Below are 21265 nucleotides of genomic sequence, written 5' to 3' on the forward strand. Positions count from 1 at the left end.
TAAAAAACATGTCTACTCTTTTTCAACCTACTACTCTTGTAGGTGCAATCGCTATTGCACTGGGTTTTTCAACCAGCGTTTCTGCAAATGCAACTCCTACCAAAACTGCAGTAAATTCAGCTTTAGAAACTTTGGTGGTTACAGCCACACGTTCTGAAGATAAAATTGAGAATGTTCCAGCCCGTATTTCAATTATTCAACCTCATATTGTTGAACAATCACCTATTGCATCTTTTCCCGACCTGCTCAAACATGATGCGGCAATTAACATAGTGCAAAATGGTGGAATGGGACAACTTGCAGATATGTATTTACGCGGTACGGAATCTGACCACACCCTGATATTACGTGATGGTATTCGACTGAACACCCCCTCATCTGGTACTGCCAATTTAACCTTTATTGATACAACAGATATCAAGCAGATTGAAGTGCTCAAAGGGCCGGCATCGGTACTCTATGGCACAGATGCCATTGGTGGTGTTGTCCAGCTGGTTTCTAAGAGACCTGAAAAAACCAGTGCATTTATGACAGGTGAAGTGGGCGAACATCAAACCTATAAATCGGTTATTGGCGCAGACTTGTTTGACGATGGCTTTTATGCCCAGATTCGTGGCCAACGCCTAGAGTCTGACGCAACCCAAGTTACCAACCAAAAAACGAATAGTACGGAAACAGCTTCATTTGATCAAAAAGGTTATAGCGCCAAACTGGGCGTAGAAAAACAGCAATTTGCGGCATCTATTGATTACAGTACAAATAAAGGTACAAGTTTGTATGATGCCTATGCATTTGATGGCAGCTTGCTTAAACAAGATTTTGAAAATGAAATTGTCAATTTGCGCGGTCGCGTTAACGTTTCAGAAAATATTGAACTAAATGGACGAGTATCTCAATTTAAAGATCAAGTCGATCAAAAAGATTCAACCGATTTTGTGCATAGTACGACACAAGAAGCTGAACTTTACGGCAAGTGGAACTTCAAACCTCAACACATCCTCCTTACCGGTGTAACACACCGTAATCTTGATGGAGATATCCTATCCTATGGTGCACCTTATAAGGAAGATGTCGATTCCACTGGATATTATGTGCAACATCAATTTAATGGTGAAAAGCTGAATACCCAAGTCGGTATACGGGTAGAAGATAATGAAAAGTATGGCACACATACTGTAGGGCAAGTTGCAGCACGCTATCAGATAGTTTCATCTACCAGTCTTTATGCCAATATTGGAACAGCATTTAAATCACCGACTTTAAATGAACTCTACAATGCCTGGAACGGCAACCCCGATCTTGCGCCAGAAGAAAGTATTTCTTATGAAGCAGGCATCGACCAAGCTTTGCCTTTTGGCTTTAAAACAGGTTTATCGGCCTATTACACCGAGGTTGAAGACCTGATTTCATCAGAAAACTATGGTCCACTGGATAATATTGATAAAGCAACCTATCAAGGTGGCGAGCTATATTTAGCTTGGCAACAAAATGATTTATTTGCTCAAGCCACCTATAGCTATGTCAAACCCAAAAATGATGAAACTCATCAAGATTTAGGCCGTCGTCCGCGTCAAGGCTTAACTTTAACGACGGGTATTCGAAATGAAACATATGGTATTAGTGCATCTTTAATTGCTAAATCTCACTCAAAAGATTGGGATAAAAATTATCAAAATCCCGGTTATGCAACTATAGATGTAAATGCATATTGGAATGTAAATCCCAATGTCAAATTGTTCACCAATATTCAAAATATTGGTGATGTAGAATATAAAGCGTCTTATCAGGATCAAGGCTACTACTATTTAAATGGTGGTCGTTTAGCTTCTGCGGGTGTGACATTCAAATACTAATTTCAGCCAAGTTTAAGTAAATACTTTTGTAGAATAATGTCATGCCTATGGCATTATCCTTTTTATATTCAGAGATCAAAAATTTAAGGAATTCAAATGGGCCACCGTTTAAGTAAAATTTATACCCGTACCGGCGACTCTGGCACAACTGGACTAGGCGACGGTTCCCGTGTCGCCAAAGATGATTTACGTATTGCTGCTTTAGGCGATGTCGATGAACTGAATTCTTGCATCGGGATCTTACGTTCACAAATTGCAGTCAGCTCGATAGAAGACAAAGCGACTTGGGATAAATCACTTAGCCTGATTCAGCATTGGTTATTTGATTTGGGCGGGGAAGTCTGCATTCCCAACTACAATATGGTGCTCCCGGTTTCAGTTGAATTTCTGGAAAATGAAATTGACCGGATGAATGAAGCTTTACCGATGCTGAAAGACTTTATTTTACCTGCAGGCACACTTTCATGCAGCTATGCACATCAAGCTCGTTCCGTATGTCGCCGTGCTGAACGTAGCCTGTTGACGGTACAGAACCGCGATCAAAATATTCAGGCCACTTCATTGCAACTTTTAAACCGTCTTTCTGACTGGTTATTTGTAGCTTCGCGTACTTTGCAACGTGCTGAAGGCGGATCTGAAGTACTGTGGCAGAAAAATATTAATGAGACGATCTGAATTTCGATTCATAAATATAGTTAAATAAAATAATTCATTATTGGATTGATATTCAATCTGACAGGCAAAAATGTCATATGCTGCTGATCGAGACAGGTTATTCTTTTAAAAGCTTTGTTTCTGCAACGCTATAAATGTGCGCCGGTAGTGAAGGAGTTCAGCGCTGAGAAGCAATATTCCGCAAGATGATTTCCTTGCGCAGTGTTGCTTCTGGTTTTCCGAAAGAAAAGTAAGCTATGAACTCCTTTCCCCCTATTACAAAGAGTAAGACGCCGCTGTAATATCTGAGGTTAAAAGAAAGCATATCGAGAATATTGAATGAGAATCATCGGACATCGTGGTGCACGTGGTGAAGCCCCTGAAAACACACTTGGTGGCTTTCAATATATTCATGACTTGGGGATTCGAGCCGTTGAATTCGACGTTCGCCAGCTTAAAGATGACGAACTTGTGATCATGCACGATGACAATTTTCTGCGTACCACAGGTATCGATAAAAATATTTACCAATGTTCCAGTTCTGAATTACAGTCATATAACCAAGCGTCGATTTGGTTAGACTGGAAATACTTTGAAGTAACCCCCACCCTGCAACAATCGCTTAAAATCATGCAAGATTTTGAACATATTGAAGTTGAAGTCAAAGCGGTTGCAACTATGGCGGAAGCTGAGAAACTGGTTTTAGAATTAGAAAAACAATTGCACGGTTTTGTACAAACTGTAGTGATCACCAGTTTCGATTTAAAAATCCATCAGGCCTTAAAACAGCAGTACTCGATCTTCAAACGTAGTCTACTGATTGAAGAAGACATTAAAGAACGTGCCATCGAGCAGGCTTTGGAACTGGGTTGTTGCCAAATGGGCTGGATGAATCAATTGGCTACAGATGAAATCATTGAAGCCATCCAAAAAGCGGATTTAAACATCAGTGTATGGACGGTGAATGATATTGAACGCGCCCGGCATCTGCAAAGCTTAGGCATTGAGGGATTGATTACTGATTTTCCTAAAATGATGCTGCAACACTTATCAGGATAAGGTCACAAGAGAAGAAAATAGTGTCCTCAAATTGAAGCAAAAAAATGGAGGGGATTTGATAATTCCAAGCAGAACAATCTCTTAATCTATTGTTCAAATATCGTTTTTTAAACTTTATCGTAGATCTATAAATAAGAGGTCTAAGTCTTCGATAAAATCAATCAACATAAACCAGTATTCTGTTACTGTTTAGTACAATACACCTGTAGAATAATGCTAGTTAATATTTGTTCGCTCATGCTAATATTGAAAAAATCTTAATCCTTACAAACTGTATTGAATTAAGAAATTCTTATACTTTACCTTTACCTTTTTAAAAGGTTCTAGGAGTGCTGTTGGAGATGAATGCTCCCCTACCCAAAGCCCCAATTAACTGGATTGCAATGTTCGCACTGGTACTTTTACCCATTGTGGCTGTAATCGCTATCCCACTATATGCTTATCATCATGATTTTAGCTTAGGCGCATGGATCAGCTTATTTGTACTACTCGGTGTGAGTAGTTTAGGGATTACTGCGGGTTATCACCGCTTATGGGCACATCGTGCTTATGAAGCAACCTTGCCATTAAAAATTATTTTAATGCTTATGGGTACTTTTGCCGTTCAAAATAGCATTTTGTTCTGGGCTTCAGGTCACCGTACCCATCACCGTCATGTTGATGATATCGAACAAGACCCATATTCAATTAATAACGGCTTTTGGTATGCGCATATCGGATGGATGCTTCGCAACTATCCAGCAGCAGAAGCAAACTATAAAAATGCACCCGATCTGTTAAATGACAAAGTGGTAATGTTCCAAGACAAGTATTATGTTCCTTTGGTTATTGCTGTACATGCCGTGATTCTTACTACTGTAGGCTGGGCAGTTGGCGATATGTGGGGCGTATTGTTATTGGGTGGTTTACTGCGCCTGATCTTGAGCCATCATGTCACCTTCTTCATTAACTCACTCTGCCACATGTGGGGCAAACGTCCATATACTGACGAAAATACTGCACGTGACAATTTCGTTTTAGCGATTGCAACTTGGGGGGAGGGTTATCATAACTATCATCACATCTTCCAGTATGACTACCGAAATGGTGTGAAATGGTGGCAGTATGATCCAACGAAATGGCTGATCTGGTCATGTTCAAAACTTGGTTTAGCCAAGAACTTACGTCGTATTCCAAGCTTTAATATTAAAAAAGCAGAATTGGCGATGCGCTTTAAATATGCTGAACAGGATTTGGCAGTTTATGGTCATAATGTCAATGAAGATATGGCGACAGCAAAACTCCGTATTGCACAGGAATATGAAGCGTTTACCCACACATTAAATGACTGGGCAAAGCTGAAAGAACAAGAGATTCAAGCGAAAAAAGCCTCCGTTGCTGAAAAGATTCACCAAATCGACAGCAAACTTAAAGTTGATTTTCAATTGGTTGAACAGCGTCTTTCTCATCATCGCAATACCTTAAAAATTCTGATGCGCAATATTAAAAAGAACACCATTTCCGAGTAAAATCTGATTCAATATAAAGCCCCACTCTTGGGGCTTTATTTATTTTGACCGTTTAAATTTGCTATAGTGAGGTCATCTCTCCCCACTATTTAGATTGTCCTATGCAATTTAATCCGCGTTATTCCTCGCTCAATCCCAAGCTTTTTCACCATCAAATGCCTGTTCCCTTAAAAGGAGCAAAAGCCGGTCATTTTAATCAGGCGCTGGCGGACGAATTACAGTGGTCAGATGAAGATAAAGCTCAATGGGTAAAAATCTGTAGTGGACAAAAAACTTTTGCTGAATTTGAACCTCTGGCGATGGTTTACGCAGGACATCAGTTTGGACAATGGGCAGGACAACTGGGTGATGGGCGCGGTTTACTGATTGCACAAATTCTAGATAAAAACAATCAAACCATCGACCTGCATTTAAAGGGTGCAGGTTCAACACCTTACTCGCGTATGGGCGATGGCCGTGCAGTTTTACGCTCGGTTATTCGTGAATATCTGGCAGGTCATGCACTCAATGCGTTGGGTATTGCATCCAGTAATGCCGTTGGCTTCACCTCTTCAACCCAAGGCATACAGCGCGAAACAATGGAAGCTGGGGCAATGATGCTGCGTACTTCAGACTGCCATATTCGCTTTGGTCATTTCGAATGGATTAATCAGTATCAACCTGAGTTACTGCCTCAGTTCGTGGAAAAATGTATTGAATGGCATTATCCAGAATGTCTCGAGGCTGAACAGCCTGTTTTGGCTTTTGCAACTAAAGTCATCCAGCGTACTGCAGTGATGATTGCCAAATGGCAACTGGTCGGATTTGCGCATGGTGTGATGAATACGGATAATCTGAATATTACAGGATCAACGCTCGACTTCGGACCTTATGGTTTTATGGAGCGTTTCCGTCCGAACTGGATTAACAATCACTCGGATTATCAAGGACGCTATACCTATCAGCAGCAACCGAGTATTGGTCATTGGAATTTATGGACTTGGCTAAACAACCTTATTGCGCTAAAAAAAGATTCAAGCGAGAAAGAACAGTTCAAAGAAGATTTAGCTCAATGTCTGGAACATTTTGAAGCGACTTTCTTGGAACATTATACTCTTGGGCTATGTCAAAAGATGGGGCTACCTAACTTCCATAAAGACAGTTTTGATTGTGCTATGGCTTTCCTGCGAATGCTGCAAAGTGAACAGCTCGACTACACCCAAAGTTTTATTCGACTTCAGAACAAAGAATTTGAAGTGATTAAAGATGACTGTCTAGACCGACACCAGTTTGACAGTTTCTTGGCTCAGTATGAAAGTATTCGAGCACATCAGAATACTGATGAATTGGATGCTGAGATGTTTAACGCCAATCCGCAATATATTTTACGCAACCATATGGCGCAGAAAGCGATTGAGCTGGCGGAACGGGATGATTTTTCCGAAGTAGATCGCTTGTTTAAATTGCTCAGTCAGCCTTATATTAAACAGCCTAATTTAGAGCAGCCTGAAGATTTAGCACCATTACCAAGTGATGTTCCGGAAGTGATGGTGAGTTGTTCATCTTAAGATTGATCAACAAAACCTGTGAACTGTGGATAATTTCAGCATTATCCACAGTGCTATTTAAAATATAAAGATCAAATCAAGAATTTAACCATGTGCTTACATCTTCTTGCCAGCCAAACCGCCCTCCAATTTCCTGAGGTTACTGTGACTCAGCCTTTTGGCGATGGCTGTGACGTATTTAAAATCATAAATAAAGTTTTTATGCTGAGTTTTCATTTAGAAGCTAAAGCAGCCATTAACTTAAAAGTCATTCCGGATGATGGTGCAATGCTGCGAGATATTTATCCCTATATTCGTGCAGGTTGGCATATGAATAAACAGCATTGGATTTCGGTTTATGAAGATGAAAATATGGATGAAGCTTTGGTTCAGGATTTAATACTGAACTCATATGATTTAGTGGTCAGCAAATTGAATAGAATGCAGCAAAAACGTATCGCTCTATTAAAAACAGCTCCATAAAAAAAGCGAACCCTCCGGTTCGCTTTTTTACATTTTATTCTGAATCAATCTTCAGGATATTCAAAACGGTAACCCACTCCATACACTGCTTGAATCCATTCATGACGGTTACCGGTTTCAGCGGCATCGGAAATTTTACGGCGCAGGTTTTTAATATGGCTGTCAATCACGCGATCTGCAACATCAAAACTGTCAGGATTAATATGATCGAGCAATTGCGCACGTGAATAAACCTGTCCGACATGTTCCAAGAACAACTCAAGCAAGCGGAATTCAGTAGGCGTCAAGTTCAAGGTTTTTTGCTGATACCAAATGCGTTGCTGGGCTTTATCCATACGGAACAAACTGTTCTGTTCAGGTTCTGCATGACGATCCAAACGACGTAACACGGCTTGGACCCGAGCCACCAGTTCTTTCGGGCTAAAAGGCTTACAAATATAATCATCTGCACCCATGTTCAAGCCCAGAACACGGTCAATTTCTTCAGTTCGTGCCGTCACCATAATAATTGGCAAATCAGACTGTTCACGTACTTTACGGCACATGGTCAAACCATCCATGCGTGGAACCATCAAGTCCAGAATCATCAAACTTGGTTTACGCTGAATAAAGCTGTCATACGCTTCTTGACCATCATGAAACATACTGACTTCAAAACCAGCCGCTTCCAGATAGTCTCGCACCAGTTGTGCAAGCTCAACTTCATCTTCAACCAGCATGACATGTTTCATGGATCTCATCCTTTTATTTATTTAACTGTTTTGGAAAAGTCAATTTGCAACGCAAACCACCTAATGGAGAATGTTCAAAACTCAACTTCCCACCCAATGCCTGCGCAATTTTACCAGATAATGCTAAACCCAACCCTGTACCGCCAGTACTACGGGTACGCGAATCATCAACGCGATAAAAACGCTCGCCTAAACGTGCCAGTTGTTCATCACTCAGTCCAAACGGACTATCATCGACAATCACGCTCCAATGGGTCGCCGATTGTTCGGTATGCACACGAACTTCCCCACCCGCTTCAGTATAACGAATACTGTTGCCGAGTAAGTTGACCATAATTTGTTTAAAACGATCTATATCTAATTGTAAATTTACACCTTCTCCCTGAACGGAAATAGAGAGATCGGCTTGGGCAAACTTGGGTTTAAAGTTTTCCACTTCTTGGAATACGACATTCCAGGGATTTATTTCAGCCATATAGCAGGTAAGCTGCATGGCTTCGGCCTGCGCCAGATCTGCCAGATCTTGAGTCAGTTTTTTCAGGCTGGTCACCTGACGCAGCATGGATTCAAAATGTTCCGGCGTTGGTTTACGAATGCCGTCCTGCATCGCCTCAATTTGTGCTTGCAGCACCGCCAATGGTGTTTTTAACTCGTGCGAGGTATCGGCTACCCACTGACGGCGCGACTGTTCGTGCTGATCTAAAATCACTGCCAATTGGTTAATTTCATTGGATAAATCGCCTAGCTCATCATTACGGTTAATTTTCACCTGATGCTGGTAATGCCCTTTGGTCAATTCACGGGTCGCATTGAGCAAGCGTTGAATCGGCTTTTTAAAATAGGTTGCCAACAATAACGCGGCAATTAAACTGCTTAAGAAAGTTAAGCCATACACCAGTAATAAATAGCGTTTCTGATTGCTAAAGAAATTGATACTTAAGGCATCATCCTGATCCAGCACCGGTTTCAACCCCAAATAGCCGACAATTTTATTGTTCACCATAATTGGACGATAGGACACAGGACTATCGGATGGTTCACCGACCACAAACTGTTTATTGGCATCATATAAGGATAATCGGGAACTTAGGCCTAGACGGTCAGGCATGGAAACAAATTGCTTTTTCTGTTTTGAGTTATTTGTTGAATTTGTTTGCACTCCTGCATTTTTTTGAGGAGGCCGAAACATATTTTCATTAGAACTTAAAGGAAATTTCAGTCCGCCAAAAGGCTGATATTCCGAAGGCAAATTTAATTCCATCAAGCGTAGTTCTTCTTCATCTATAATCGGTTTGCTTTGCCCCGGTTTTTCTAAACTGGGTGAAGCATTGATTAAAGTATTTTCCTGAAAATAGCGCTGTTGCATAGCAATGTCATATTGACGACGTAACCACCAGCGCGACAACTTGTCATAGTCATCAGGATCGGCCTTGCCCTCAATCTGCAAAATTTGCGCCTGAATTGCGTTGCCCCAGTCATGATAAACCGTATATACCCCGGCCAAATTATCAATGACATGATCCAGCTTTTGCATTTCGACATCCGCCACATATTTGGCAAAATTCTTTTGCATGGTCCAGTGCAAAACACCCAGGCTGACAGTGGTAATCACTAAAGTCGTGAGTAATACGGTCAAAAACAGGCGTAAGGCGATCGGAACACGGCGAATATTCAAAAGCAAAGTCTCAATATTTCTTCTCAATTGATTATTGTAACCAACACTGTCCCAAAAAACTCTTCATTGTTTCTACATCATTATTATTTATTATTAACCTATCGAAATTACATTATTTTTCATTGGAGATAAAAACAATGAATTCCATGACAAAAATTGCTTTAGTAAGTGCAAGTGTTCTAAGTATCGGTGCTTTAACTGCCTGTCAGTCTACCAATACGGTGAAAGATAAAGATAGCGACCAAGCTCGCATGATGCACGGCCATCAGCAAAAGCATGATCGTAAAATGACGCCAGAACAACGTGAACAGTTCAAGCAAGTGCGTGCAGAACGCAAACAAATCGGTGAACAAATCAAACAGGCATGTGATGGCAAAGCTGTAGGTAGCGCAGTGCAAATCAAGGCCAGCGATAAAACCATTGCAGGTACTTGCGTGATGACTTTTAAAGCTGACCATCAAGCAATGAAAAAAATGCGTGCTGAACACCATCAAATGAAAGGTGAACATCGCCCAATGCGTGGCGAGATGAAAGGCATGCGTATGCAACAGGGTCACCCGTTGACGGATGCCAAACGTGCAGAATTGACCAAGCAATACGATCAACGCCTGGCTGAACGTCAAGCCAAACAACAGGCCATTTTAAAAGCCTGTCAAGGTCAAGCAAATGGCAAAGCGGTTCAAATTAAAGTTGGTACTCAAACCATCAATGGTAAATGCGAAGTTCGCTTCCAGCCTAAGGCACCCGTAGCTGTTGCAGCTGCTCCAGTTAAATCTGCCGCATAAAGAGTTCTAGCTAAATTTAAAAAGACGCTTTCGAGCGTCTTTTTTATTGGACATAAAAATGTATCTATTTGACTATTTATGACATCGAATAAAGCATAAAAGCATTTACACTCAAGATACTTAGCAATTTCAAGGCAGAAATCTTTGACTTTACAGTCACTAAGAAAAAGCATGTAAACGCTTGTACCAACCCAGAAGATGTTGCACGATTAAGCCATACAAATACGTGTCATAGAAGGCACGTTCAAATGTTGATTAGGATTATAAGCTGGTTAAACCAGTATTGAGGAAACCGATATGCCACAATACAAAGCGCCCTTACGTGATATGCAATTCGTTCTCCATGAGTTACTAAACTCTGAAGAACATTATGCAAAACTCCCTGCATTTCAAGAAACCGTAAGCCGTGAGTTGGTTGATCAATATTTAGAAGCTGCTGCTGACTTCTGTGAAAATGAACTTTCTCCTCTTAACCAAGTGGGCGACCGTGAAGGTTGTACTTGGAATGACGGTGTTGTAACAACGCCTACCGGTTTTAAAGAAGCATATAAAAAATATATCGAACTTGGCTTTCCATCGTTATCTGCTGAAGAGCAATATGGCGGTCAAGCTTTACCGAATTCTTTAGGTATTACCATTTCTGAAATGGTCGGTACTGCAAACTGGTCTTGGGGCATGTATCCGGGTCTTTCCCATGGTGCGGTACGTACTTTGGAACACCACGGTTCTCAAGAACAAAAAGACACTTACCTGCCTAAACTTGTTTCAGGTGAATGGACAGGCACCATGTGCTTGACTGAATCTCATGCAGGTTCTGACTTGGGTATTACCCGTACCAAGGCTGAACCAAATGCTGATGGTAGCTTTGCAATCTCTGGCGAGAAAATCTTTATCTCTGCTGGTGAACACGACATGGCGGATAACATCATCCATATCGTTCTTGCTCGCCTCCCTGGTGCGCCAAAAGGCACGAAAGGCATCTCGTTATTCATTGTTCCTAAATTCATTGTAAATGCAGACGGTTCAGTGGGTGAACGTAATCCTGTACGTTGTGGTTCAATCGAACACAAAATGGGGATCCATGGTAACGCAACGTGTGTAATCAACTTTGATAAAGCTCAAGGCTTCTTGATTGGTCCTGAAAATCGTGGCCTAAACTGCATGTTCACCTTTATGAACAGTGCACGTATTGGTACTGCTGTACAAGGTCTTGCTGCATCTGAAGCATCTTTCCAAGGTGCCCTTGCCTATGCCAAAGATCGTTTGGCAATGCGTTCACTTTCAGGTGTTAAAGCGCCAGAAAAAGAAGCAGACCCAATTATTGTTCACCCTGCTGTGCGTAACATGCTTTTAACTCAAAAAGCATATGCAGAAAGTGGTCGTGCACTGGTTTACCTGTTAGCTCAATATTCCGATGTGGTTGAACACGCTACCACTGAAGAAGAACGCAAATCTGCGGACAACCTGTTGTCTCTTCTTACCCCGATTGCTAAAGCATTCTTGACTGAAACAGGTTCTGAATCTGCAAAACATGGTGTACAGGTATTCGGTGGTCATGGCTTCATTTCTGAACATGGCATGGAACAGATTGTTCGTGATACACGTATTGCATGTCTTTACGAAGGAACGACTGAAATTCAGGCACTTGACTTGTTAGGCCGTAAAGTTTTGGGTACTCAAGGTGCAATGTTGAAAGACTTCACCAAGATCATCCACAAATTTGCTGAAGCAAACAAAGACAATGCTGCAATGAAAGAATTCATTGAACCGCTTGCTGCTCTAAATAAAGAGTGGGGCGACTTGACCATGCAGATTGGTATGCGTGCAATGCAAAATCCGGATGAAGTCGGTGCAGCTGCAGTGGATTACCTGTACTTCTCGGGTTATGTAACCCTCGCTTACTTATGGGCTCGTATGGCGCTTCTCGCTCAAGAAACGCTTGCTGCAGGCACCACTGAAGTTGACTTCTACAACGCTAAAGTTACCACTGCGCGTTTCTACTTCAAGAAAATCCTGCCACGCGTACGTTCACACGTAGACGTGATTGCAGGTGGTGTAGACCCATTACTTGCATTAGATGCTGAACATTTCGCATTTTAATTTTTATCAAGTTTTAACTTGATCAACAGGAGAAGGACGGTCATTGATTTGGCAGTCCTTTTTCTTTATAAAAGATGCAAAAATTAATCTTTAGTCGTCTAACAACAATACTTTTCATCGCTTAGACTCAACTAAACCGAACTGACTCAAACAATAAACAGGTAACACCTTATGCCAATTTATAATGCACCGCTTGCAGACATGAAATTCATCCTGAATGATGTTTTTAATGCAGAGCAATTCTGGCAAGCCAATGAAAACCTTGCCCACGTAGATGCTGCAACAGCTGAAGCTATTCTTGAAGAAATGGCGAAATTTGCGCAAAACGTCACTTTACCGATTAATCGTAGCGGTGATGAAGAAGGCGCTAAAATTGAAAATGGCAATGTAACCACGCCTGCAGGCTTTAAGGAAGCATTCAAACAATATGCAGATGGTGGCTGGATCGGCTTAGGTGCAGACGAAGAATGGGGCGGTCAAGGCATGCCTAAAATGCTGACTGTGCTTGCAGATGAAATGCTGTTCGCAACCAATCCATCGTTCCTGCTCTACCCGCTTCTTTCTGTCGGTGCAGGTATGGCGCTCAACAGCTATGCATCTCAAGAGCAAAAACAAACCTATTTACCTAAAATTTACTCTGGCGAATGGTCAGGCACCATGTGCTTAACTGAGCCACATGCAGGGACTGACTTAGGCATTATTAAAACCAAAGCTGAACGTAATGAAGACGGTACCTATAACATCACGGGTACTAAAATCTTTATTACGGGCGGTGACCACGACTTAGCTGAAAACATCATTCACTTGGTTTTGGCAAAAACCCCGGATGCACCTGCAGGTTCACGCGGGATTTCGTTGTTCATTGTACCGAAATTCCTGGTGAATGAAGATGGTTCACTAGGTGAGCGTAATCATGCAGGCCCAGGTTCAATTGAACACAAAATGGGGATTAAAGCCTCTGCAACGTGTGTTATGAACTTCGACGGCGCCAAAGGTTACCTTGTGGGTAAAGAAAACGAAGGCTTGGCTGCAATGTTCGTGATGATGAACTACGAACGTCTATCCATGGGAATTCAAGGTCTGGGCGCTTCTGAATTTGCTTACCAAAATGCTGCACAATATGCGACTGACCGTATTCAGGGTCGTAGTGCGTCTGGCGTGAAATCTCCAGCCAAAGCAGCGGACAGTATTCTGGTACATGGTGATGTACGTCGCATGCTACTCAATGCCCGTGCCAATAATGAAGCATCACGTGCTTTCGCAGTTTATGTCGGTCAACAACTGGATATCACCAAGTTCTCTACCGATCCTGAAGCAGTGAAAGCTGCCAATAATCGCGTTGCCCTACTTACCCCAATTGCAAAAGCCTATCTAACCGATACTGCTTTTGATGCCGTGATTGATGCGCAAATGGTGTTTGGTGGACATGGTTACATTCGTGAATGGGGCATGGAACAATGCGTACGTGACTTACGTATTGCACAAATTTACGAAGGTACCAACGGTGTTCAGTCGCAAGATTTGATTGGTCGTAAAACCATTAAATGCAATGGTGAATTTATTGCTGAATATATTCAGGAAATTCGTGACTTCGCAAATAGTTTAGATGCAGATCTTAACTTCATTAAAGATGCAACATTAGATGCCGCCACTGAAGTTGAATCGGTAACTCAATACGTGATTGAAGCAGCGCGTGAAAATATTGAATTCCCGAACTCTGCTGCGGTAGATTACCTACATGTCGTAGGTCTTTTAAGCTTCTCTTACATGTTCGCAAAAATTGCCAATGCAGCGAAAGCCAAAGATGGTGAATTCTATCAAAACAAGGTGTCGCTTGCTCAATACTTTGCGCAACGTATTTTGCCTGAACTTGCACTACGCATTACCAAAGTAAAAGCAGGTTCGGAAGTGATCATGAACTTTAGTGAAGATTATTTTACTAACCAGTCTTAATTTAAATGAAATAAAAAACGCCTGCATTGTCAGGCGTTTTTTATCAAAATGAATCAGATTTTTTCAACAATGATGGAATCTGAGATTTTTTTGCTGCTTTGTGCATCTTGATGAATTTTCACAATTTTAATCACTCCCTCGGATTGTAAATTTTCACATAATGCAATCACCTTCTGCATTTCATCAACTTTAATACCCGAACCTAGAATGAGTTTTTTTCCATTTTGTAGACTATTAATTTTTGTTTGAATTGTTTCTAACATTTTCGTTTCCCTGATTAATGAATAACCACCCCTACAATATATCAATTCGGTATAAAAAAAACACACTCCATTGAATTATTTATAACTTTCAATTTTTTAACTTTCAATGTGCATGAAACTTGCATACTGTTTAATAGCAGTTTCACACGAATACTGATCTAATATAAAGGAGGTAGAACATGCAAAAACGTGATGCTAAAGTTGAAAGAATTGAAACCCTCCTCGACCGTTTCGGCAATATTGCTGTAGAAAGCTTTCATTATATTTCGCTGTTTATTATTGGCTGTATGGTGATCTGGTCTGCAGGTCATACCGTATTCCACATTTTAACCGTAAAACAATTCGCTACCATTGACGATATTCTGCTGCTATTTATCTATCTTGAACTGGGTGCCATGGTGGGTATTTATTTTAAAACCAATCATATGCCAGTACGTTTCCTGATTTATATTGCCATTACCGCCCTCACTCGCTTGCTCATTTCAGATATTCAGCACGACCATAAAGCAGATATGGATCTGGTGATTATTACCGGTTCAATTCTGATTATGGCGTTTGCAATTTTGGTGGTGCGTTATGCGTCTTGGACCTATCCATCGGTGATTCGTGACAAACATAGTGAGAATTCATTACCAGAAGGTAAAACGCCACGTCCACAAGATGACGAGTTGGCTTAATGTCCTTTCATTCACTTTCCTTGTAGGAGATGAGAATCATCAGAATATATTCTGAGTTCGCAAGGGAGAGGCTAAATTCCAATTTGGATATAAAGACAAAATAAAAGCAGGCCTATGCCTGCTTTTTTAATCTTTATTTTAACGATTTGGCACTAATACATAGCGCCCATTTTCAAAAATCCAATAGGTTCCAGTCGGTGGTGGCGGCAACCCTAAACGTTTCCAGTCCGTAATTAAAGTATAGCTTGAACTTTCAATCCGTGTCGTATTGGGATCGCCATTTACCCAACTATAACTTTGCGAATTCTGGGTAATCGTCGTTGGTGCCTGATATTGAATACTTATGCCATTTTGTATCGGCGGATATCCACCATGTGGGGGACGTGATGGATAATGCGGGTAATTGGGGCGATTTTGCGGGTAATTATTTTGAGGATAATGATTATATGGATAACTATTTTGTGGATAGCTAGGACGCTGCTGTGGATAGTTATTTTGCGGATAATTAGGCCGATGTTGATACTTGTTGGTATCCACACCGCGATAATTAGACCATTGATTTTCCGCTTGCGTAGTCGCAGAAGCCCCCAAGAGCACCATGCCCCCAAGAGCACAAATGACTGCTAGTTTCATTAGAGCCTCCGAACGACATACATCGTATATAGTTTATAAAGCCTATTTTAGTCCCTAGTTTAGGATAAAGAATGAATAAAAAACCATCTAGTGCAATGTTTTGTAAATTAAATCATCGGGTAATTTGATGCTTTAGTGCATCTAGGCAGTTGTTATGTTTATGCTAAGATATTCTTTTTTGTTACTGGATCAAACAGAGTGGCTGATTTAAGTTTTGACCGCCTACATCAATTTTTTTGTAAAGTACCGAGCGTACAAGAAGTATTGATTGATGCTTATGGTTCAGATGGTCAACATGCATGGTGGTTTAAATTTCAAATCAATGTGGAACACCCGCTTGCATGGCAAACTGTTCAGGAACTGGCTCATGTGCTGAATTACATTTCCAAGAATGAACGTCTTCCAACCCAGTTTTTGCCTGTTTCACCCCCGCCGTATATGAACGGTGAAGCGAAAGAATTTTTGGCTTGGGTGATTCAATGCAATCATCCTGACTTTTCACCTGATGTGGTTTGTGACTGGTTAGAAGCGCGTTTACCGCAACCGGTTGAAGATGAAAGTCAGTGGACAATCAAGACGGACTTAAAAGAACTTGATAAAATGAAAGATGCCGATCTGGATAAATTAATTCCACCGAATCCTTTATAAATTTTTTTATTCACCTTTCCCTGGCTCTCTTCTAAAAAGAGAGGGAATATATTCCTCCTCTGGATGAGGAATATATTCCGCAAGGAGATGAAACTGATTTAAAACGTAGACAACCCACTCCACTCCATAAAGCAATAAATACCATATTTGAATTTCGATTCATCTGCATACTGACTGTAATCGACACTCATATTTTTACCGTCCAGATTTGACCAGGCGCTATCAAAATATTGCTTGGCATCGATAAAGACTGGCGCTTTTGATGCACCCACAACATGCAAATCGGTTTCCAGATTATAATTTTTAAGATTACGTGCAGTGAAATTCGCAGAACCTAAAATCAATTCCGAGTTCTGTGCATCTCGCTTCACAATCATCTTGCTGTGACACTGCTCCCCTTGGGTATTACACCAGCGCACAGGCACACCTGCATCATTCAATTCAGAGGCCACTTGGCGGTTGGGAATACCATTCTTTTGACGACCAAAAGCATCTTTATTGGGATCGAGTAACACACGAAGCTTTACCCCACGTTCATGCGCTGCTATTAAAGCTTTTACAATATGGCGTTCAGACAAATAGAACATCGCCAAATCAATCTGCTGTTGTGGCTTGGCTGTTTTAATCAACTTCAATGTTTCATCAAAAATGGCTTTTTCAGTCAGCACCTGAACTTGCGGCAACGATTTTTCGCCTTCAAACTCACCAACAATTACCATCGGAATGTCGCCTTTGGACATTCGTCCCACAGCCTGTTCTGTCTTTAATACATCAATGGCAGTATTACCTGAAACCACCAAAGCTACATTAGAATGACGTGAACTACCATCGTGCGGGTTTGCAGACGTGACTAAAGCCTTCCAGCCCTGAGCCGTATCGACGACCAGAGTTTTACGATGATTGGCCTTAAAATTAAACAGACTGAAATAACTGCGCAAAGTGATTTTTTCATGGCCAAATGGATTGGCAAGCCAGCCTTTTTCAGAATTATTGCCCGCATCCTGACAGCAGAGATACCAGAAACCCGACCATAAAGGATTAGATGCGCGTAACGGTCTTAAATCGGTTTCAATCACATCAATACCGGCTGCACGTAACTGACGATAATGCGCTGGTGCAACACCGCCATAAACGGAATTAATCGGGTCGGTAATGACTTTAATGTCAATATTGGGCTGAACACCACGTTTTGCAATTAAGGCATCAGTGAGCTGTTGCGTCAGTGGACGATGTACCAAGCTCGATTCCCCGACCTCTTTATTGAATAAAAACATATCCAGTACAATCGTGCTTTGCGCGTCATCAATCATTTTTAACATTTCATTAAAAATGACCTGATTTTGTTGCTGTTTGCCACTTGCATCAATATAGGTTTGATCTGCTAAAAACTTCACCTCGGCATGCCGCAAATTACCGGTAAAATTCAAACCCTCTGGCAAAGGTTTATAGGTGTGATAAATTGCAGAGGAGAGATATCCTAAAGCCAATAAACCGATGATCACGCTTACATAATGGCGGCGTGACCAATGCAGTTTGTGATGAATTCGTTGAAAAATACGCATAACAAAAAACCTAGTTCAATGTCATCAGACTAGGTTTTATTGCTTTATTTTTCAAGAGGATTTCTGTGACTCTATCTTGAACAAACTCATCTAATCCAACTTTTTCCTAGAAACCAAATTCTAAACCGACGCTAAAGTTACGTCCGACTTGCGGAATATTCGACAGGAATGAAGCATGTGAATAGACCTGTTCATCCAGCAAGTTATTGGCTTTAAAATACACACGGTAATCATTATTTTTAGCATATTGTCCAGCGTAAGAGACACCAAGATTCAGCATATTATAACCAGCGGTTTCCTGCTCATAACTAGTGATTTCATCCTGATTAAACACATGGTAATACTCGGCTAGACCCGACCAGTGGTCATCAAAATTCGCATCGACTTTAGTACCGAGTCGACCTGCCGGAACACGGGGTGCATTTTCACTGTCAATTTTGCCACGGACATAGTCACCGAATACTCCCACTTTATAAGTATCGTTTAAGGCATAAGATGCTTGGGCTTCTGTACCATAAAACTTGGCTTTATCTTGGGTGTAATCCACCAAGCGGAAATCTTTGTAGTATGCCGTGGTATCTGCATAAATGTAATTATCAAACCAGTTGTGATAAACATGCACATGGTAATCAAACTTATCTTGCTCATAATGCAAGCCAAGCTCCAGATTATTGGATTTTTCTGCGCTTAAATTTTCATTCCCGCGTTCATAAGTATTGGTCGCGAAATGTTTGCCATTGGCATACAGTTCTTGCGCCAAAGGCAGACGTTCTTGGTGAGAACCGACCAGCGATAATTTATAGCTTGGTGCAAATTCCCAGTTCACAGCGCCCGAGTAAGAAAAGCCATAATCATCAAAATCTTTTTTGTTTGAATCAATCTGAATTTTTTGCTGATCCAGACGTGCACCCAGTTCAACATGAATATCATTAAACTGCTTATGCTCTAAAGCAAACAGGCTCCACTTTTGAGTTTTGCTCGGATCCAGCAAAGATTCTTCGCCCGTAATATCGAGCTTTTGCTGATTATATTGAGCACCAATTACACCTTCCCAATTCGCAACGGGGTTATGAACCAGTTCCAAACGTGCATCATAGCCCTGACTTTTAAAATTGGTCATGACTGAGTTTTCTTCAATTTCATCATGCTTATAGTCGGTATAACTGGCATGGGCGCGCAGCTTTTGAAAACCGGCAAAAGGATCATTCAGTTCGGTACGGAAATCATAACGTTCTGATTTTAAATCGACCCACGGCCCAGCAGCGTGCTCATGCTCTTCATCATGAGCATGTCCATTGTGATCCAGCACATGGTCGTCATGGTCACCACAATGTAAATTATTGCTATGCGGATGACAGTCTTCATATTCATGGCTATGCCCGGGCAAACCATACTGATCCTGACGATTGCTATATGAAATACCGCTGAAGCCTCGATCATGAATCCAAGATAAACCGACATTCACCGTTTCGCCTTTTGCAAAGGTATTGTCTACACGACGCTCTTTTTCACCTTCATGAATATAATTCGGAGCAATATAGTTATTGGCATCACGTTTTGAACCTTCAATACGTAAAGCCACTTGATCGGTTAAAGCCACGGTCGCCCCGGCACTGGCTAACTTTTCATCACTGCCCGAGTTGTAGCGTAAACCGACTTGCCCTTCATACCCTTTTTCCGGCATTTGGGTCGGAATTTTATTGTCGGTCACATTAACCAATCCACCGACAGTACCTGCGCTATATAGCAAGGTCGATGGACCACGAATAATTTCAACCTGCTTGGCCAAAATAGGATCAACCGTTACCGCATGATCCGGTGAAAGGGTGGAGACATCGGCCGTTTCAGAAGCATGTTGTAAAATTTTCACGCGTGGCCCATCTTGCCCGCGAATCACTGGGCGGCTTGAACCCGAACCATACTGGTTTGAAGATACGCCCAGTTCACCCGCCAAAGCATCACCAATGGTCACTCCACCTTGGGCAAGCTTTTGATGATCAATCACCTGATCGGCCACTGCAAAATCGGCAGCCGACTGCACCAAAGGATGCGCTTGTAACTTGATCGTTTCTAATTGTTGGTTTTGACTCGAGTCCTCTGCAAAAACAGCAGGCGTAATGATGGCAAAAATAGAGAGTGTAATTAAATTCTTATGAAAGGACATGGAACTGGCTCAAAGCTGCAATTTCTGAATAATGTTATAGTATAACATTTCATTATTTTTGCAATATCGATCTTCCAATTAATCAAAAATACCCCTCATTTTAAGTTACCTGTATTTATCATTTTTTTACAAAACAACCGCTTTCTCAAACATATTACTTTTAATAATTTGCTATGGTGATTCACATTGTTTTAACCCTCTTCAGTCACCTCTTTAAATATGCCCTTTACGATCTCACATGCTGTTTTGGCTCCACCTCTTGCCAAACTCACCGGTTACCGCTTGCCCATTTCGGCACTGGCCATTGGCAGTATGACACCTGACCTTTACCGCCTATTTACTTCAGAAACTTACAATATAACCCACCAATGGCAGGGCTTGATTTTTCCAAATCTCTTGATTGGTTCAGGTTTTTGCTTGCTGTGGTATTCTCTGTATCGACCAGTGATTTTTCGATGGATCGGGATAACAAAGCCACTGGATTGTGATTCTTTCGATAAAATGACGGGATTTATTCTCAGTGTAATTATGGCTTTGATTGTTGGGATTTCTAGCCATTTAATTTGGGACGGACTGACCCATTCAGATTTTAGAACATTTGCCTTTGATCATTTTTTGAATCGACCGGTTTCATTGTTTAACCACATCTATCCGATGCACCGGGTATTACAGATTGGCACATCAATCCTGGCTTTGCCATTTATGCTCTGGATGGGAATCCACTATTATTTGAAATATAGGCAGTTAAAACCGATTTCCAGTAAAATAAAAAATTCTGCTTTATGCATTGTGCTGATTTCATTGCTCACTGCTGCTTATTATTATCTGCAATTTTTACAGAGTCTTGGATCAACTCTAGGGTCAGTTGACCTATATTCATTTATTGGCCGATCCGTCAATCAATTTGCCAGTGCATTCTTAATTGTATTTAGTCTGGGCTGTGTTCTCTTTTTAATATTAGACAGAAATCATCGTCTAGATAAATAAACCA

18 protein-coding genes are annotated in these 21265 nt (G+C 41.2%); 12 read left to right on the forward strand and 6 right to left on the reverse strand.

Features of this window, described 5'->3' with window-relative positions; all coding sequences use genetic code 11:
• Positions 1-8: 8 nt before the first annotated feature.
• From E0H80_RS10270 to E0H80_RS10295, 6 genes are all read left to right on the forward strand, one after another.
• A complete protein-coding gene (locus E0H80_RS10270) occupies positions 9-1853 on the forward strand; it encodes a TonB-dependent receptor plug domain-containing protein (RefSeq protein WP_131365497.1) in 1845 nt (614 codons plus the stop codon).
• 96 nt (positions 1854-1949) lie between these two features.
• Positions 1950-2528, forward strand: a complete 579-nt coding sequence (locus tag E0H80_RS10275) for a cob(I)yrinic acid a,c-diamide adenosyltransferase (protein ID WP_131365500.1) — start codon at positions 1950-1952, stop codon at positions 2526-2528.
• A gap of 318 nt (positions 2529-2846) precedes the next feature.
• Positions 2847-3566, forward strand: coding sequence for a glycerophosphodiester phosphodiesterase (locus E0H80_RS10280; RefSeq protein WP_131365502.1), 720 nt, complete (start codon positions 2847-2849; stop codon positions 3564-3566).
• Positions 3567-3907: 341 nt separating this feature from the next.
• The gene (locus E0H80_RS10285; RefSeq protein ID WP_131365504.1) at positions 3908-5074 is read left to right on the forward strand and encodes an acyl-CoA desaturase; all 1167 of its coding nucleotides are present in this window, start codon (positions 3908-3910) and stop codon (positions 5072-5074) included.
• Between the two features lie 101 nt (positions 5075-5175).
• Positions 5176-6621, forward strand: a complete 1446-nt coding sequence (locus E0H80_RS10290) for a protein adenylyltransferase SelO (RefSeq protein WP_131365506.1) — start codon at positions 5176-5178, stop codon at positions 6619-6621.
• Between the two features lie 90 nt (positions 6622-6711).
• Positions 6712-7083, forward strand: coding sequence for an MmcQ/YjbR family DNA-binding protein (locus E0H80_RS10295; RefSeq protein WP_131365508.1), 372 nt, complete (start codon positions 6712-6714; stop codon positions 7081-7083).
• Between the two features lie 44 nt (positions 7084-7127).
• Here the strand turns inward: E0H80_RS10295 and E0H80_RS10300 are convergent, their stop codons facing one another.
• Positions 7128-7814, reverse strand: coding sequence for a response regulator (locus E0H80_RS10300; protein WP_131365510.1), 687 nt, complete (start codon positions 7812-7814; stop codon positions 7128-7130).
• Between the two features lie 13 nt (positions 7815-7827).
• A complete protein-coding gene (gene baeS, locus E0H80_RS10305) occupies positions 7828-9489 on the reverse strand; it encodes a sensor histidine kinase efflux regulator BaeS (RefSeq protein ID WP_131365512.1) in 1662 nt (553 codons plus the stop codon).
• A gap of 137 nt (positions 9490-9626) precedes the next feature.
• Between baeS and E0H80_RS10310 the strand changes: the two genes are divergently transcribed.
• From E0H80_RS10310 to E0H80_RS10320, 3 genes are all read left to right on the forward strand, one after another.
• On the forward strand, positions 9627-10274 hold the full coding sequence (locus E0H80_RS10310; RefSeq protein WP_131365514.1) for a hypothetical protein: 648 nt from the start codon (positions 9627-9629) through the stop codon (positions 10272-10274).
• A 297-nt stretch (positions 10275-10571) separates the two neighbouring features.
• Positions 10572-12374, forward strand: coding sequence for an acyl-CoA dehydrogenase C-terminal domain-containing protein (locus E0H80_RS10315; protein WP_131365516.1), 1803 nt, complete (start codon positions 10572-10574; stop codon positions 12372-12374).
• Positions 12375-12545: 171 nt separating this feature from the next.
• Complete coding sequence (locus tag E0H80_RS10320) at positions 12546-14327, forward strand: acyl-CoA dehydrogenase C-terminal domain-containing protein (RefSeq protein ID WP_131365518.1); 1782 nt, start codon at positions 12546-12548, stop codon at positions 14325-14327.
• A 53-nt stretch (positions 14328-14380) separates the two neighbouring features.
• Here E0H80_RS10320 and E0H80_RS10325 read toward each other — a convergent pair whose 3' ends face one another.
• Positions 14381-14590: a hypothetical protein gene (locus E0H80_RS10325; RefSeq protein ID WP_067870592.1), complete on the reverse strand. Its 210-nt coding sequence runs from the start codon at positions 14588-14590 to the stop codon at positions 14381-14383.
• Between the two features lie 179 nt (positions 14591-14769).
• On the opposite strand from E0H80_RS10325, the gene E0H80_RS10330 reads away from it, so the two are divergent.
• A complete protein-coding gene (locus E0H80_RS10330; RefSeq protein WP_131365520.1) occupies positions 14770-15267 on the forward strand; it encodes a phosphate-starvation-inducible protein PsiE in 498 nt (165 codons plus the stop codon).
• Positions 15268-15405: 138 nt separating this feature from the next.
• Here E0H80_RS10330 and E0H80_RS10335 read toward each other — a convergent pair whose 3' ends face one another.
• The gene (locus E0H80_RS10335) at positions 15406-15900 is read right to left on the reverse strand and encodes an RcnB family protein (protein ID WP_131365522.1); all 495 of its coding nucleotides are present in this window, start codon (positions 15898-15900) and stop codon (positions 15406-15408) included.
• 198 nt (positions 15901-16098) lie between these two features.
• Here E0H80_RS10335 and E0H80_RS10340 point away from each other — a divergent pair, with 198 nt between their 5' ends.
• A complete protein-coding gene (locus E0H80_RS10340) occupies positions 16099-16548 on the forward strand; it encodes a hypothetical protein (protein ID WP_131365524.1) in 450 nt (149 codons plus the stop codon).
• Between the two features lie 98 nt (positions 16549-16646).
• Here the strand turns inward: E0H80_RS10340 and E0H80_RS10345 are convergent, their stop codons facing one another.
• On the reverse strand, positions 16647-18110 hold the full coding sequence (locus E0H80_RS10345) for a phospholipase D family protein (protein ID WP_131365526.1): 1464 nt from the start codon (positions 18108-18110) through the stop codon (positions 16647-16649).
• Between the two features lie 106 nt (positions 18111-18216).
• A complete protein-coding gene (gene znuD / locus E0H80_RS10350; RefSeq protein WP_131365528.1) occupies positions 18217-20274 on the reverse strand; it encodes a zinc piracy TonB-dependent receptor ZnuD in 2058 nt (685 codons plus the stop codon).
• 219 nt (positions 20275-20493) lie between these two features.
• Between znuD and E0H80_RS10355 the strand changes: the two genes are divergently transcribed.
• Positions 20494-21261, forward strand: a complete 768-nt coding sequence (locus E0H80_RS10355) for a DUF4184 family protein (RefSeq protein ID WP_131365530.1) — start codon at positions 20494-20496, stop codon at positions 21259-21261.
• The last annotated feature ends 4 nt before the right edge of the window (positions 21262-21265 follow it).

The organism is Acinetobacter sp. ANC 4779, from assembly GCF_004331055.1.
Lineage (GTDB): Bacteria > Pseudomonadota > Gammaproteobacteria > Pseudomonadales > Moraxellaceae > Acinetobacter.

Coding starts and splice junctions, on each gene's coding strand:
- E0H80_RS10270 (WP_131365497.1), top strand. CDS start 9: ATGTCTACTCTTTTTCAACCTACTACTCTTGTAGGTGCAATCGCTATT.
- E0H80_RS10275 (WP_131365500.1), top strand. CDS start 1,950: ATGGGCCACCGTTTAAGTAAAATTTATACCCGTACCGGCGACTCTGGC.
- E0H80_RS10280 (WP_131365502.1), top strand. CDS start 2,847: ATGAGAATCATCGGACATCGTGGTGCACGTGGTGAAGCCCCTGAAAAC.
- E0H80_RS10285 (WP_131365504.1), top strand. CDS start 3,908: ATGAATGCTCCCCTACCCAAAGCCCCAATTAACTGGATTGCAATGTTC.
- E0H80_RS10290 (WP_131365506.1), top strand. CDS start 5,176: ATGCAATTTAATCCGCGTTATTCCTCGCTCAATCCCAAGCTTTTTCAC.
- E0H80_RS10295 (WP_131365508.1), top strand. CDS start 6,712: ATGTGCTTACATCTTCTTGCCAGCCAAACCGCCCTCCAATTTCCTGAG.
- E0H80_RS10300 (WP_131365510.1), bottom strand. CDS start 7,814: ATGAAACATGTCATGCTGGTTGAAGATGAAGTTGAGCTTGCACAACTG.
- E0H80_RS10310 (WP_131365514.1), top strand. CDS start 9,627: ATGAATTCCATGACAAAAATTGCTTTAGTAAGTGCAAGTGTTCTAAGT.
- E0H80_RS10315 (WP_131365516.1), top strand. CDS start 10,572: ATGCCACAATACAAAGCGCCCTTACGTGATATGCAATTCGTTCTCCAT.
- E0H80_RS10320 (WP_131365518.1), top strand. CDS start 12,546: ATGCCAATTTATAATGCACCGCTTGCAGACATGAAATTCATCCTGAAT.
- E0H80_RS10325 (WP_067870592.1), bottom strand. CDS start 14,590: ATGTTAGAAACAATTCAAACAAAAATTAATAGTCTACAAAATGGAAAA.
- E0H80_RS10330 (WP_131365520.1), top strand. CDS start 14,770: ATGCAAAAACGTGATGCTAAAGTTGAAAGAATTGAAACCCTCCTCGAC.
- E0H80_RS10335 (WP_131365522.1), bottom strand. CDS start 15,900: ATGAAACTAGCAGTCATTTGTGCTCTTGGGGGCATGGTGCTCTTGGGG.
- E0H80_RS10345 (WP_131365526.1), bottom strand. CDS start 18,110: ATGCGTATTTTTCAACGAATTCATCACAAACTGCATTGGTCACGCCGC.
- znuD (WP_131365528.1), bottom strand. CDS start 20,274: ATGTCCTTTCATAAGAATTTAATTACACTCTCTATTTTTGCCATCATT.
- E0H80_RS10355 (WP_131365530.1), top strand. CDS start 20,494: ATGCCCTTTACGATCTCACATGCTGTTTTGGCTCCACCTCTTGCCAAA.